Annotated in this window: 13 protein-coding genes; all 13 read left to right on the forward strand. The window is 52.9% G+C overall.

From position 1 onward, the window contains the following. The 13 genes from GWK78_01315 to GWK78_01375 all read left to right on the forward strand — a co-directional run bounded on the left by GWK78_01315 (window position 1) and on the right by GWK78_01375 (window position 14,643). On the forward strand, window positions 1–1,665 hold the full coding sequence (locus GWK78_01315) for a hypothetical protein (protein QHU93673.1): 1,665 nt from the start codon (window positions 1–3) through the stop codon (window positions 1,663–1,665). Between the two features lie 27 nt (window positions 1,666–1,692). Beyond that, window positions 1,693–2,112, forward strand: a complete 420-nt coding sequence (locus tag GWK78_01320; GenBank protein QHU93674.1) for a ribonuclease HI — start codon at window positions 1,693–1,695, stop codon at window positions 2,110–2,112. A 45-nt stretch (window positions 2,113–2,157) separates the two neighbouring features. Continuing rightward, on the forward strand, window positions 2,158–3,135 hold the full coding sequence (locus GWK78_01325; protein QHU93675.1) for a DUF4868 domain-containing protein: 978 nt from the start codon (window positions 2,158–2,160) through the stop codon (window positions 3,133–3,135). A 2-nt stretch (window positions 3,136–3,137) separates the two neighbouring features. Beyond that, window positions 3,138–4,649 carry an AAA family ATPase gene (locus GWK78_01330; GenBank protein QHU93676.1) on the forward strand — a complete coding sequence of 504 codons (1,512 nt, stop codon included), beginning with the start codon at window positions 3,138–3,140 and terminating at the stop codon, window positions 4,647–4,649. 45 nt (window positions 4,650–4,694) lie between these two features. Further along, entirely contained in the window at window positions 4,695–5,954 is a 1,260-nt protein-coding gene (locus GWK78_01335) for a family 1 glycosylhydrolase (protein QHU93677.1), read from the forward strand. A gap of 190 nt (window positions 5,955–6,144) precedes the next feature. Then, complete coding sequence (locus GWK78_01340; protein QHU93678.1) at window positions 6,145–6,597, forward strand: hypothetical protein; 453 nt, start codon at window positions 6,145–6,147, stop codon at window positions 6,595–6,597. A gap of 416 nt (window positions 6,598–7,013) precedes the next feature. Next, window positions 7,014–7,931 (forward strand): 16S rRNA (cytosine(1402)-N(4))-methyltransferase RsmH, encoded by a 918-nt coding sequence (rsmH, locus tag GWK78_01345; GenBank protein QHU94256.1) that lies wholly within the window; start codon window positions 7,014–7,016, stop codon window positions 7,929–7,931. A gap of 253 nt (window positions 7,932–8,184) precedes the next feature. Continuing rightward, window positions 8,185–8,535, forward strand: a complete 351-nt coding sequence (locus GWK78_01350; protein QHU93679.1) for a hypothetical protein — start codon at window positions 8,185–8,187, stop codon at window positions 8,533–8,535. A gap of 33 nt (window positions 8,536–8,568) precedes the next feature. Continuing rightward, entirely contained in the window at window positions 8,569–10,317 is a 1,749-nt protein-coding gene (locus GWK78_01355) for a hypothetical protein (protein QHU93680.1), read from the forward strand. A 2-nt stretch (window positions 10,318–10,319) separates the two neighbouring features. Then, complete coding sequence (gene mraY / locus GWK78_01360; protein ID QHU93681.1) at window positions 10,320–11,357, forward strand: phospho-N-acetylmuramoyl-pentapeptide-transferase; 1,038 nt, start codon at window positions 10,320–10,322, stop codon at window positions 11,355–11,357. Continuing rightward, window positions 11,350–12,633: an FtsW/RodA/SpoVE family cell cycle protein gene (locus tag GWK78_01365; GenBank protein ID QHU93682.1), complete on the forward strand. Its 1,284-nt coding sequence runs from the start codon at window positions 11,350–11,352 to the stop codon at window positions 12,631–12,633. The genes mraY and GWK78_01365 overlap by 8 nt, the downstream gene beginning before the upstream one ends. Next, complete coding sequence (locus GWK78_01370; GenBank protein ID QHU93683.1) at window positions 12,566–13,729, forward strand: hypothetical protein; 1,164 nt, start codon at window positions 12,566–12,568, stop codon at window positions 13,727–13,729. The genes GWK78_01365 and GWK78_01370 overlap by 68 nt, the downstream gene beginning before the upstream one ends. Further along, window positions 13,726–14,643 (forward strand): hypothetical protein, encoded by a 918-nt coding sequence (locus GWK78_01375; protein ID QHU93684.1) that lies wholly within the window; start codon window positions 13,726–13,728, stop codon window positions 14,641–14,643. Before GWK78_01370 ends, GWK78_01375 begins: the two co-directional genes overlap by 4 nt. Window positions 14,644–14,914 lie beyond the last annotated feature (271 nt).

Below are 14,914 nucleotides of genomic sequence, written 5' to 3' on the forward strand. Positions count from 1 at the left end.
ATGAGTGAATTATGTTCTTCGCGCAGTGAGCAGCTAGAGCTGAGCGCGCCACAAAAGAAATTTGAGATAGATCTTGAACGTCAATCTCTCGAGTTTTCTTTTCAGTTAGCACTCGAGGGGTATTTTGAAGGTGAAGGTGTGAATGAACGCAAGGATCTGGTGGAGCATGCTGAGCGAACGATGAAACTGGCGGAGGAGTTTGCTGGTTTGAAACTACCGCCTGAGGCAATTCATGCCGTGCTGCTGCATGACGTGGCTGATCGCTTTCACAACAGAGACAGCCAGAAGTGCACGCCAGAACGTCGACAGGCTGCCGGCTTGGCTCTGGCCGATGTATTTACGAATCCTAAGATTGATATGACGTGTGCACAGGTTTCATATGTAGCATCGCTCCTAGCGGACCTTATTGAGACGGAAAAGGCTTCTGGCCGGCACCGACTACAGGTGGCTAATACTATTCCTGAAAGCATCAGAGAGATTATCACGGATCGTTATGAAGGTTCGGTGCCAGCTGAAGCATGGCGGCAGATCGAGCCATTTGTTGATGTGGAGCAGATGGCTGAGTTTTTGGATAAGACCAATATCGAGGCGGTGATCATCAAGGCCTGTGAGCTACTCGACAATATGCGCTATCCGTCATCGTCGCGTGAGTCTGCCAAACTGCAGGATGTCTTGGAGGCGGAGTCGTTCTATGCACCGCTGTGTGAAGTGATGGGGTTTGATGGGCTGGCGGCAAGCCTGCGTTCACAGGCGCATATCATTCGGCTGAAGGGGCAGGGTAAACGTAAGCTCATCGAGGAGATCCGCGAGCAGTATGAGACAATTCGCCAGGTTGGTGTCCGCAATTTAGTTAATACAATTTTTGGTACTGAGAAAGTTAAGACCGAAGCAGTGGTCGGTCCGCGTAGCGAAGAATCATGCCCGAATCGGTCGATTCACATTGGAGATTTCTTAGCAAAAAATGGTAAGAAAGTAGAGGGAAAATATCGCCTGAAAACCGTGGGGTCGTGGGCAGCCAAGGTGCATGAAGCGCGCCAGAACGACAAACCGGAGTATACGCCGATGGACGTGCTCGGCCTGACCGTTATATCAGACACGGTAGCGGATCAGGCACGTGATTTTGTGGCGTTTTTGCAGCAGCGAATTGATACGACCCCAGCGTTTCAGCTGAAAAAGGCCAATAGCAAATCCAGTGCAATATATGTGCAGGGTACGGTTGATTATGTTAATGCCGTGCGCTGGGAAATGTGGCAACACGGGTTTGATATAGGACGCTGCGAGTTTGCCATTCAAGATGATGAAAGTGTAAAGCAGCGTGGCCAGAAATATCAGGTTTCTAAAGTGACCTTCCTGATGGATCATCCAGAGCTAGACAATGGCGTACCGGTCGAAGTGCAGTTTGTCACCAAGGCCGAGCGGCAGCGCTCACGAACGGGGGAAGTGGCGCACATTATTTATAAATATATTCGTCAGCTAGAGCGGCAACGCTCAGTCTCTGATGAGGAGAAACTTTTCATTGCTCAAACGATGTCTCGGCTGCTCAAGCAGATCCATCAGCGGCGCGACTATGCCAGCCATGATCTCATGGTGAACGAGCGCTCAACTCCGGCGCGTGATGCATTTTTAGAGGATTTGTGGTATTTCCTGCAGCATGAACTCGCCTAGGTTCGGCAAACTATGTATAATCAGGGTATGACAATCTACTACACTGACGGTTCGGCTAGCCCCAATCCTGGCCCGGGTGGCTTTGCGGTGATTCGTGATCTTCAGCCGTGGATTTTGGGTTCAGAGGACGGCGAGACGACTAACATCCGTATGGAGGGCAAGGCGCTGATTGCGGCGCTTCAGGATGCGGACGACGCGCCATGTGTGATTTATACTGATAGTGAATTTTGGATCAATGTGGTGACCAAGTGGGCATCAGGCTGGCAGCAGCGCGGCTGGACAAAGAAGGGCGGTGAGATCAAGAATCTGGATATCGTGCGTGAACTGTATGAGTTATACTCAAATTCCCAGGCGGAGCTCCGCTGGGTGCGCGGCCACGAGGGCAACGAGGGAAATGAGCTGGCAGATGAGTGGGCTAATCGTGCGCGGCTAGGCGAGCGGATCTAATCAGCCGTCTGGCGATTCAGTACAAAAATTGCTATAATTACCCTCATGGAAGAAGTGAGGGAAACGACTGATATTTTTTTGTGGGCGAATCAAGCTGATGCAAAAAAGAATGATCTACAGATTGAGCTGTTCTTATTTAATAAAAATTACACGCCGTATGTTATGCCCCTTAAGGGCGACGTTGAGCAGCAGCTGCGACCGCTATTTTTGTTTGACTATATCAATCAAGTTAATTTGGGGGCGGGTACTGGCCTTGGCGTGCGCGATTATGAGCTGAGCGAAGCGGAAGACAACGTGCTGCTGCGGACGGATCTCGGCAAGGTTGGCCGGGCGGAAACCTTGATTCATTTGATTGAGAATGAGCGTGGCGATATCGTAGAGTTTTCGGAAACTGAGCATGAGTTTAAGCGAATGAAGGGCGTACTGGCGCGGTTTACTGATCCGAATGATCCAGAAAAAGTCTTTTACACGGTGAAGCTAATCCAGCAGGGACAGACGCTGAAAAGCGCGCTGGCGTGGGAGTTTTCTGACGGCAAGTTTGGCGCATTTAAGGCGGAGGTTGGGTTTAAGGTGCCAGATGATAACCAGGTGCTGATCATCGGTCAGGACATTTTCGCCTTTAATTCTTCGAAGTTCGAGCGGATGTTTGGCTACGAGTACAAGAAGCAGGTGATTGCCGATAAGAAAGTGGCGGAGATTGAAAAAGCGTATAAGCTGAGTTTTCCTGAAGGGTTGGATTTGAACGCGCTGGTCAAGGAGCGCAAAAAGACCATCAATAAACTACAGAAATTAGAGATCGGCGAGGTCAAACAAGAGCAGGTGCTGGACTATGCTGATGAGATGCAGTTGGAGCTGATGAGTGATGATAACGGCGCGATTATCATTATGGATGGCAATGATCTAGATATGTTCGTGAACCTGATCAACGAGGATTACATTGAGAGTAAAATTACCGGCAAACGCTACGAAATTAAGTCGAAAAAACTGTTGGGCGAGCCTGAGGGCGAACCGCCACGAGGTTAAGTATGGATCAAGAATTAGCGCTGGCGATTTTGATGAGCGGTCGGTCGGCGCTGCTGACGGGTGCGGCTGGCACCGGCAAAACGCACCTGTTGAATACTTTTATTGCACAGGCGCGTGCTCAGGGTAAAAAGGTGTCGGTAACAGCGACGACGGGCTTGGCGGCGACGCATTTGGGTGGCAATACCATTCATAGTTGGAGCGGTATTGGCGTTAGCGATCATCTGGCGAACAACTTTTTTGATCGGCTGTCAAAAACGCGGTGTGAGGTGATTTCTAAGACTGATGTGCTGGTGATTGACGAAATTTCCATGCTGCATGATTTTCGGCTGGACATGGTCGATCGGGTGCTGCGTGGTGTCCGGGAAAATGACCAGCCGTTTGGCGGTATTCAGCTAGTGATGAGCGGTGATTTTTTCCAATTGCCGCCAATCAACCGTCCGGGCGAGCAGGGCGGAGGCTTCGTGGTGTATTCGGAGGCGTGGCAGGAGCTGCAGCCGGCGGTGTTGTATTTGGAGCGGCAATATCGGCAAAATGACGAGCAGCTCCTCGAGATTTTGACGGCGCTGAGACATGACGATATCAGGCGGCATCATGCCGAGACGTTGCTGGCGCGGACTGAAGTCGAGTTGCCTGACGGCGATATCACCGAGCTGCATACTGTCAATGTTGATGTCGATGCTATCAACAGCCAGAAGCTGGCGGAGTTGGCGGGCGAGAAGCGAACGTATCAGCAGACAACAACGGGTTCAAAGGTGTATGTCGAGAGTCTGCAGCGGTCGGTGCTGGCGCCGAGTGAACTGGTGTTGAAACCGGGTGCGTTGGTGATGGCGGTGAAAAATTCGCCGCAGAAATTGTACGCCAATGGTAGTATCGGTACGGTGGTGGATTTTGAGCCGCTGACGGACTATCCAATTGTGGAGTTTCGTGACGGTCGGCAGGTGACGATGGTGCCGGATGTGTGGGAATTGCGCGACGGCGAACGCAAGCGGGCCAGTATCTCGCAGGTGCCACTGCGCCTGGCGTGGGCTATCACCGTGCATAAAAGCCAGGGCATGACGCTGGATGCGGCTCGGATTGACCTGAGAAAGGCGTTTGTTGAGGGTATGGGTTATGTAGCGCTCAGTCGGGTACGAGATTTGGATAACTTGTATCTATACGGCATTAATCGCAAGGCGCTGGAAATTTCGCCGGATGCGTTGGCAATTGATGAGGTATTGCAGCGGGCAAGTGATGAAGCAGCCAAGCACTATCGTCCAATGCTGGAGGAAATGAAGCGGAAACAGTCAACGTCGAAAAAATCCGGCAACTCCGGCAACTGGCAGCAAAAAATTGCCAAAATGCGTGAGACACATCCGAAAGCGTATATGCCGTGGGAAAAAGCCGACGATGACATTCTCAAGCAGGAGTTTCTACAGGGCGCAACCATCCAGCAGCTTAGTCAGAAGCTCGGTCGCCACAAAGGCTCGATTAAGATGCGGCTGCAGAAGCATTTTGGAGAGGATGTGGTGCAGTGACGCTTGGCTGGCAGTTTGGTCAATAACTTGGTATAATATACTTTGATGACAACGAAGCAATCTGAACGCATCGTGTTTCCGAAGAAGTTTTTATGGGGTGCAGCGACGTCGGCACATCAGGTCGAGGGTGGCCTGGTGAATCAGTGGACGACGTGGGAGCTTGAGCATGCCAAGCGGCTGTCCGTGCAGGCGCCGCATCAATTTGGTGATATTGACAGCTGGCCGCGCATCAAAAAAGAGGCGATCAGGCCTGACAACTACGTATCGGGGCGGGGCGTCGATCATTACCATCGCTATGAGGAAGATTTCGCGATTCTCAAGAGCCTCAACATGAATGCCTTTCGATTCTGTATTGAATGGGCACGAATTGAGCCGCAAGAGGGCGCGTGGGATGCGGCGGCGATCGCCCACTATCGGACGTATCTGCGGACGCTAAAAAAGATGGGTATAACACCGGTGGTGACGCTGTTTCATTTTACACTACCAGAGTGGTTTGCGGCCAAGGGCGGCTTCGAAAAGCGGCGTAACATCAAATATTTCGTGTATTACGTTGAGAAAGTTTTGAGCGAGTTGGGGCGCGACATTGAGTGGATCGTGACGATTAACGAGCCGACTGTCTATGCTGGCGAGAGTTATCTCGAGGGGCATTGGTCGCCGAATAAAACTCGCAAGCGTGATATGCTGCGTGTGCTCTATAACCTCGTTACGGCGCACAAGAAAGTTTACAAATTGACGCGTGCTCGCAAAAAGTGGAAGGTGTCGATGGCACATCATCTGATCTATTGCTATCCTGGCGATGACGCGATTCTTAGTCGTGCTAGTGCGCGGGTGGCAAATTATCTCCTGAATACGTGGGTGCTACGTCGAGTGCGGCGGTATAGTGATTTCTTGGCGATCAATTATTACTTTGCCCGGCGGATTTATGGCTATCGAGTGCATGACCCGTATCTGAAGGTCAGCGATCTCGGCTGGGATATGCAGCCGGATAAATTGCAGTATCTACTGGAGGACGTGGCCGAACGCTATCGGTTGCCGATTATGATTACCGAGAATGGACTGGCGGATGGCGCTGATAGTCAGCGGCAGTGGTGGCTGACCGAGACGATCAAGGCCATGCATGAGGCGCTAAAGCGTGATATTAAGCTAATCGGTTATTTACACTGGAGTCTGCTTGACAATTTTGAATGGGACAAGGGTTATTGGCCAAAGTTTGGCCTGGTGGCAGTTGATCGGCAAACCATGGCCCGGACGGTACGGCCAAGCGCGCGCTGGTTCGGGGCGGTGATCAAGAAGCTGCGGAAGTAGTGATTAATTCTGTATAACTCGTTAGGCGCAGTGTAGGGCGGTATGCTAGGGAAAGTAGCGCTCCGCTATCATGCCGCACCACTAGACTTTTCCACAGAATCGTGGAAAAGTTTTAGTTTGGTAGGGAAATGGGTAGAAAGTGGGTAAAAGGGCTTGCATGTGGGTAGTTGTGGGTAGTATAGTGGAATCAGTGGAACGAAAGTTGATGGCAACACCAACCAAAACAAACATCCACTGCGAAAAACCAACTAATCTACCACGGAGGAAGGACGACGTGCAGACAGATTACTTTGAGCGAAAGTTGGACGACAAGCGGCGCTTGACGATCCCGGCCGAGCTCAGGGCAGAGTTTGCGTCCGGCGTCGTGTTGACCCGCGGGTTTGGCAACTATCTGCACCTGTATCCACAGCAAGTCTGGGATCGGGAGGTGGAGGGCGCGCTGACCGGAAGTATTCTGGATGAGCGCGTGGCCGACCTGAATGTCAAGTTCCGCCGCGGTAAAACCGCCTCGGCGCTCGACCAGAAACAGGGGCGAGTGACGATTGAGCAGCATTTACTCGACTATGCTGGCATTGACCGGGAAGTCGTGGCGGTGCGGGCGGGCGCGTATTTTCGGCTGATGGCGGCTGAAAATGCGGATTGATTAGCTCGGGTCAGTACTTTAACAATTTGAAAACCTCTCGAGATCAACTATCTGGGTATTTGAAGATGGCAGGTGGCAATTTGCTCCACGGTAAAAACGGCAACGTTCTTTCCTCAAAACACCTCCCAAAAAACTCCACCTCACACATAAGTCTCTTTTGGAAACTATGGTTGTCACTGACAATCATCACATTTCCACTCTTAGACAACAAAAACAAACAAAACACAAATACAAAACAGCCAGAATTAAATATCCAGTTAGGTGATCTCGAGCATTGCTACTGTATCTGGTCGCAAGATTTTCGAGATTTATCTCCGTACAGCGATTGCAGCCCAAGCGACGAATGTTGCCTGGCGCGTAAAGAGGAGTAAATCTCGAAGAATCGCCGCGACCGATGATACAATAATAAAGCAATGATGAGTATTAAAGAACATCCACCACAGTCGGAAGCGCTTCAGACGAGCGAACCGATTCATGTTCCCGTACTCCTTGAGGTGACCTTGGATAGGTTGCGGCCAGCCAGAGGCGAGAGGTATCTCGACCTAACGGCTGGCTACGGCGGCCACGTCAGGGAATTCTTAAGAAGGACGGATAATTACTTGGGCGCAGTGCTGGTTGACCGCGATGATAAAGCGATTAGCACGCTGGGCGATTTGGCCGAAAAAGGCGCGACGCTGATTCACAAGGATTTTGTGAGCGCAGCGCAGGATTTGGTCAAGCAGGGACGTACATTTGACGTGATTTTGGCTGATTTGGGGGTGTCGTCACCGCAGCTTGACAGAGCAGAGAGAGGTTTTTCGTTTCGGTTTGACGGGCCGCTGGATATGCGGATGGATAATCGGACAGAAACGACGGCAGCGGATATCGTCAATTCATATTCGGTTGAGGATTTAACGCAGCTGATAACTCGTTACGGCGAGGAAAGTCCCGGGCGGGCCAGGCGGATTGCGCAGGCAATCGTCAAAGCACGGCCGATTCGGGGAACGACCGAGCTGGCTGATCTGATCAAGCAAACTGTCGGTCGCGGCGGGATGAAACATCATCCGGCGACTCGCACTTTTCAGGCACTACGCATTGAAGTCAATCACGAACTTCGGCTGATTGAGGAATTATTGCCGCTGCTGCCACGCCTTCTTACCAGGGGCGGGCGAGTCGGAATAATTAGCTTTCATAGTCTGGAGGATCGATTGGTCAAGCGATATTTCTGGGAACAAGCGGCTGCTGGCTACGAGGCCGAGCTGATCATCCCAGAGAAAAAACCGGTGTCTGGAACAGAAGATGTTCACAATCCGCGCAGCCGGAGCGCTCAGTTTCGCTACGCCGTGAAAACATAAACAAAAAGAAGGAGGGCGACACCATGCCAATCCACATCAAAGTACAATTCCAGGACGCAGAAGCAGCTGAGACCGTTGCGGTACGCCGCGGCTAATAAGCTCGCTTGATAGTTTTCCCGGAAAAAGTATGCAAGCTCGGCGGCTCGCTCTCCTAAGGTGAGGGCGGGCCGACCGGCTGTGTTTTCCCGTGTCTTTATGACGCGCCACCAAAAGCATTAAACCGTAACAAATTAAACACACACAGAAATTATTTATGCACACACGCTCATCCACCACATTTACTCCGCGTCGTCCTGGGCCGCAGCTTCGCCGTAACCAGAACGCCACCCGTTTTCGATCACAGACCAAGCTCGGGCCAGTGGCACATACGGTGCTGGTGGCGCTGATGATTATGGTGCTGGGGCTGGTGTACTTGACGCAGGCGACCAAGACGACGGCCTATGGCTACGAGGCGGAGGGGCTGGACTCACAGCTGAATGAGCTGGCGACGAAAAAGTCAGAGCTAGAGGTGCAGAATGCACGGCTGACGGCGCTCGAAAAGGTCAAGCACAGCAATGTTGCATCGGCGATGAAAACACCGACGCAGACGAACTATGCTCGCTAGTTCGGGCAAAAGTGGTACAATAGGACAAGCGGTATGAAACGTCACTTAACGCAATCTCGAACCGGCGTACTCGCTATCATTCTGTTGGGGATGATGGCGATTTTTGTGATGCGGCTGTTTTATCTACAGATCATTAAACACAGCGAATACGTGTCGCTGGCTCAGGCCAGTCAGCAGCGTCATTTTGTCATTCCGGCCGAGCGGGGCAAGCTATATATGATGGATGGCGGCGCGCCCGCTCCCGTGGTGCTCAACCAGACGGTCTATACGGTTATCGCTGATCCGCAGACGGTCAAGCAGGAGCAGCGCCAGCAGATTATCGCGGCGCTACAGGAAATTGCCGGTGGCGAGGTAGTGAGTGACGCGGCCAAGCGGCTGGAGCGCACTACCTCTCGTTACGAGGTGCTGGCGCGCAACATCACACGCACCCAGGCCGAGAAGTTAAAGGCCAAGGATTTTGTTGGTATCTTGTATCAAAAGGGGTCGATTCGTAACTATCCGGAGGGGCAACTGGCAGCGCAGGTGCTAGGCTTCGTGAATGCTGAGGGCAAGGGTCAGTACGGGGTTGAAGGGGCGCTGAATGATAAGCTAAAGGGCCGTGATGGCTTGCTCAAAACAGTGGCGGATGTGCGTAATGTACCGCTGACGCTGAGTAAGGACAACGTGCGTGTCGAGGCGAAGTCGGGCGAGAATGTGGCGTTGTCGATTGATCGCAATGTGCAGAGTCACGCCGAAGAAGCGCTCAAACGAGGTATCGACAAGGCTGGCGCGACCGAGGGTAGCGTGATGGTGATGAATCCGAATAATGGCCAGGTGTTAGCGATGGCTAATTATCCGACGTATAATCCGGCCGAGTACGCCAAGCAAAAAGACGCAGCAGTGTTTAGCAACGCGACGACGATGCTGCCGTTCGAGCCGGGCTCCATTGTCAAGACGTTCAGTATGGCGACGGGGATTGATAAGGGTGTGGTGACGCCGCAGTCAACGTACTCGAACACTGATTGTACTGAGGTGGGGGATCGGAAAATTTGTAATGCCCTAAGGGGCCTCGGCGGCACGACGAGTATGCAGAGTGCGTTTAATAATTCGCTCAATGTCGGTATGATCACGATTGCGCGGCGGCTGGGCGATGGATCGACGATCACTCCGGGTGCGCGGCAGACGCTGTATGAGTATTATCACGACAAATTTGGGTTCGGTGAGGCGACGGGGATTGAGCTAGCGGAGGCGCCGGGGCTACTCTATACGCCGAATCGGCCGGGGGCGGAGGTGAATTACGCGAATATTACGTTTGGGCAGGGTATGAATGCGACGATGGTGCAGGCAGCCAGTGCGTTTTGTTCGGTGGTGAATGGCGGGCAGTATTTTCGACCGACGGTGGTAGCTGGAACGGTGGATGCGAATGGCGGTTTGAGGTCTTCGGCTGCTTCACCACTGCGCAGGACTATTTCTGAGCAGTCATCAGCCACCATGCGCGGCATGCTGTCAACAGCGCGGGCGGTTCTCAATCAGCGTATGCCCGATAAAGATAAGCCTGGCTATGATGTCGGCGGCAAGACCGGCACCTCAGAGACGCTGATCAATGGTAGCTATACCATGGACGAAACGGTAGCGACGTATATTGGCTATGGTGGCGCAAATCGCCCCGAGTATGTCATAATGGTACGTGTCGCGGCGCCTGGCAAGCGCAAGAACTTACAGGGTAACATTCACGCTGCACCAATTTTTACTGATATCTCCAACTGGATGATTGATTATATGAAATTAGCACCGAAGGGATAGTCATGGCAACTGCTTTACAAACAATGACCAACGAATTAACGCACGTATTTTTGCTCAGTGTCGGGGCATTTTTACTAGCGATGTTTCTGACGCCGATTTATACGTTTTTTGCCTATCGGTATCGGTTCTGGAAGCGGCAGCGCTCGGAGAGTACCGACGGCAAAGAGTTGAAGGTTTTTGCTAAATTCCAAGCGGCAAAATTGCGGCGAAATATTCCAACGATGGCTGGAGTTATCGGTGTTATTTCGATTTTTGTGGTGACGTTCTCTTGTAATTTAGATCGAGCGCAGACATGGCTGCCACTCGCGGCGTTGATCGGCGGTGCCGCGGTTGGGCTCATTGATGACATTATTAATCTACGCGGGCTGGGCGGTGGTGCGGCCGGCTTACGCAGTCCGGTGAAATTTGCGCTGATTATGCTTATCGGTATCGTCCTTGGCTGGTTTTTCTATACTAAGCTCGGTGTGGCAAGTTTTCACGTGCCGTTCATGGGCGACGTGGCGATTGGATGGCTGATCATCCCGCTGTTTGCATTTGCGGTGGTAGCAACCGGCAATGCGGTCAATATCTCCGATGGCATGGACGGGCTAGCTGGCGGTCTCTTGAGTGCTAGTTTCGGCGCATTTGGGGTGATTGCGCTGTTGCAGCAGCAGGTATTGCTGGCGGGGTTTTGCTTTACGGTGGTTGGTGTGCTACTGAGTTATCTCTGGTTTAATATTTATCCAGCACGGTTTTTCATGGGCGATGTTGGTAGTTTTGCTTACGGGGTAAGTTTGGGGGTGGTGGCGATGTTGACTAATTCGTTGCTATTATTGCCGGTGATTGGGCTGTTGTTTGTGATCGAGGCGGGCTCGAGCTTGATCCAGATTGTGAGCAAAAAACTCTTTAAGCGCAAAATTTTCTTGTCAGCGCCGATCCACCATCATCTAGAGGCCAGTGGTTGGCCGGAGACCAAGGTGACGATGCGGTTTTGGGTGATTGGCTGCGTGATGGCGTTTATCGGCGTGATGCTGGCGCTGGCGGGGGGTCATATTGCGTAACCGCACTGCCACCTCAACCGCCAAGGCGGTGCGTCGACACCGGCCGATGTATCAGATCGTGCTGTATATGGGGTTGTTACTGATGCTCGGGTTGGTGGTGATGTATGCGCTGGGGCCGCAGCGGGCAAATGTGCTGAATCATACCCACGGCGCGAATTATAGCGACACATTCTTTTTCAATAAACAGCTGGCCAGCGTCATCACTGCTGTGGTGGCGTTTGGTGTGGCGGCGATATTGCCGTATCGGTGGTTGACCGAGACGTGGGCCAAGCGGCTGTTCATCGCGGGCTTGGCAGCGTGTTTCTTGTTGGTGGTTTGTGGGGCGTTGCTTCATCTGCCGTTTGCATCGGACACCAACGGTGCGTACCGCTGGTTTTATCTGGGTGGACTGGGTAGTTTTCAGCCGGCGGAGTTATTGAAATTTGGCTTGCTATTGTTTGTGGCCGGGTTTTTGGCCAAGCGAGTGCGCCAAGGCAAACTCAACGATATCAACGAGACGCTGATCCCACTTGGTATTATTATGGCGGTGTCGATGTTTGTGGTGGTGGTACTGCAGAAAGATTTGGGGACGGGTGTGTCGCTCGTAGCGCTGGTGCTGTCGGTGTTAGCGGTATCAGGGATGGACGCTCGGCTGCTGCGGCGCATCGTGTTTATTATCGCGGCTGCGGCGTTAGTGCTGACGTTCTCGTCGCCGCATCGCATTGAGCGCGTGATGACCTTTATCCAGGGTGATACGCATCAATCAGCCAGCCGGGATGAAAATAATTATCACATCCAACAAGCGCGCATCGCCATCGGTTCGGGCGGCCTACTGGGTCTCGGCATCGGTAAAAGTGTGCAGGCGACAGGTTACCTGCCAGAGGCGATTAACGACTCGATTTTTGCGGTAATGGGCGAGACCTTTGGCTTTGTTGGTTTGTTAGTGATCTTGGCGCTGTTTTCGGCGCTGCTGCTGAGTCTGCTCAAGGTGACGTCGCGGCTGGCTGATATGCACTTGCGGCTGGTGGTGGCGGGCGTATTTGGCTGGGTGGCGTCGCATGTGCTGATGAATATTGGCTCGATGACGGGGATTATTCCGATGACTGGTATCTCGCTGCCGCTGCTCAGTTATGGCGGCACCAGCATGTTATTTATCGCAGCGGCGCTGGGTCTGGCATTTCAACTGTCGGCCTATACGGCGCACAAACCGTTAATGGAAGGAGAGGGAAGTGGCAAAGATCTTGGCGGTCGGCGGCGGCTCGGGCGGACACGTTACGCCAGTCGTGGCAGTGTGTAAGGAGTTGCGCTCATCGGGTGATCACGAATTGCGGTTTTGGTGTGATCGGAAGTTTGGTGTTAGCGCCCGCGGTATTTTTGGTAGATTTGATGAGACGATCCCGGTTGAGTTGATTATCGCTGGCAAGATCCGTCGCTATCACGGTAAAAGTATGGCATTTCATCTTCGACCGTCAATTTTACTGCCGAATCTGCGCGATATCTTTTTGGTGGGGGTTGGGTTTATTCAGAGCTTTTGTAAGTTGCTCAGGTGGCGGCCAGATGTGATTTTTATCAAGGGCGGCTACGTCTGTCTGCCGGTTGGCTATGCAGCGCGGCTGCTGAAGATTCCGCTGGTGCTGCATGATTCGGATGCGCATCCGGGACTGACCAATCGACTACTGGCGCCATTTGCTGCCAAGATCGGCACCGGGGCGCCGCTGGAGCACTATAATTATCCTGATGTCAAGGCGGAGTATGTCGGCATTCCGGTGGCTGAGGAATTTCGACCATACAGCGCGGCCGAACGGCGGCAGCTAAAGGCCAAGTTTGGCTTTGATCCAGCGCGGCCGCTGGTGGTGGTGACTGGCGGTGGACTGGGAGCAGCGCGCCTCAACGAGGCGGTGGTAGCCACGCGCGAGCAGCTGCTAGCCGAGGCGTCGGTGTTCTTGATCTCTGGCAAACATCAGTTTGACGAGCTGAAGGAGCGGGCTGACGAGCGAGCGGGCTGGCGCTTAGAGGCGTTCGTCCATCACGGTATGGCCGAAGTACTAGCGGCGGCAGATGTAGTGGTGGCGCGAGCCGGTGCGACGACGCTGCTGGAGCTGGCGGCGCTGCATAAACCAGCGGTGATCGTGCCGAATGGTATGTTGACGGCTGGTCATCAGCTCAAAAATGCCAAGGTGTATCAGGACGCGCTGGCGGCAGTGATCGTTGAGGAGTCGACGCTGGAACAGACGCCAGAGGTGCTGAGCAAGAAGGTCATCGGCCTCGTCAAGTCGCCGCGGATTTTGGCCGGCCTCGGGCGAAACATCGGTACATTTGCCAAGCCCAACGCCGCCAAGGATATGGCAGCGATGCTCCTCACCGTTATCCGCCGGCAGGGGAGGCGTCGGTGAAATTACCCTTTTCTCGGGCAAAATCTACGCCAACCACACGCCGCGAAATTGCGGCTCGTCGTCAAGCGGCGCTGATTAACGAGGATAGCTCATTTGAAACAGCCTATCGCCGTAATCGCAATCTCAACACTCGCCACACCGCCTCGCCAGTCGAGACCTCAGAGCGCACGGTTCAGCATGCGAAATCTCGGCGTCGCCGGACGCGGTGGATTATCCTTCTTAGCAGCGCGCTAGTGCTTATGATCATTGGTCTACTCGCATGGCAATGTACCATCACAGTTTCGGTGCAAACGCCAGATGCGGCGAGCGCCAAAGAGGCCGATCGCTACCACCGCCTCATCGATGAATATCTCAGTGCACGTCCGGTCGAGCGATTCTTGTTTGTACTGAATCACCAGTCGCTGGCTAGTTTTTTCCTCGAGAAAGCCCCGGAGGTCAAGACGGTTCGCCTCGAGGCCGACCAGCTCGCCAGACCGCGCCTCAAACTTACCTTTCGCCAGCCAGTTGTCCAGTGGACTTCTGGTGATAAAAGCTATTTTGTTGACGATGCGGGTGTGACGTTCTCGACCACCTACGCGAGCTCGCCGTCAGTCATCGTCAAAGACCAGAGTGGTGTGCCGACTGCAGCCGGCCAGGAGGTTATCAATCGCCACTTTCTCAGCTTTCTCGGTCAAGCTGTCGCCGGCTTTCGTGAGCACCAGCTAGAGGTTACGGAAATTATCCTGCCACAAAACACCGTCCGCCAGGCGCTTCTGTCAATCAAGGGCCGTCCATACAGTATTAAAATGACCACCGACAGGGAGGCAGCAGCGCAGGTAGCGCAAGCGGTCAAGGCCATGACACTCTTCCAGAGTAGTGGCGCGGCTCCTGCATATATTGATGTGCGTGTCAATCAGCGAGTGTTTTATAAGTAGCGGGCAGGGGTGAATTACTCGTCCGCGTGGGTTGTAGGTCGAGCCACCAATAGGGTAGAGACGGAGCCCATTACTCCGCTAGTTCGCTTTTTGTTCGTTTATCAGAGGATTAAGAAAAACATAATTATAATATCAAAATAGTAAAAAATCAAATAGGGTGCTTGTAGAAAAATAGAGCAGGGGAATAAAATAGGAAAAAGTCAAATGTTTGTAGGCTTAACCAGCGGGATGCTGTGTTTGTCGTGCATGGTCTCGTATAAGCGCATATGCC

Source organism: Candidatus Saccharibacteria bacterium oral taxon 488 (assembly GCA_010202845.1).
In the GTDB taxonomy this organism is placed as follows: domain Bacteria; phylum Patescibacteriota; class Saccharimonadia; order Saccharimonadales; family Saccharimonadaceae; genus Nanosynbacter.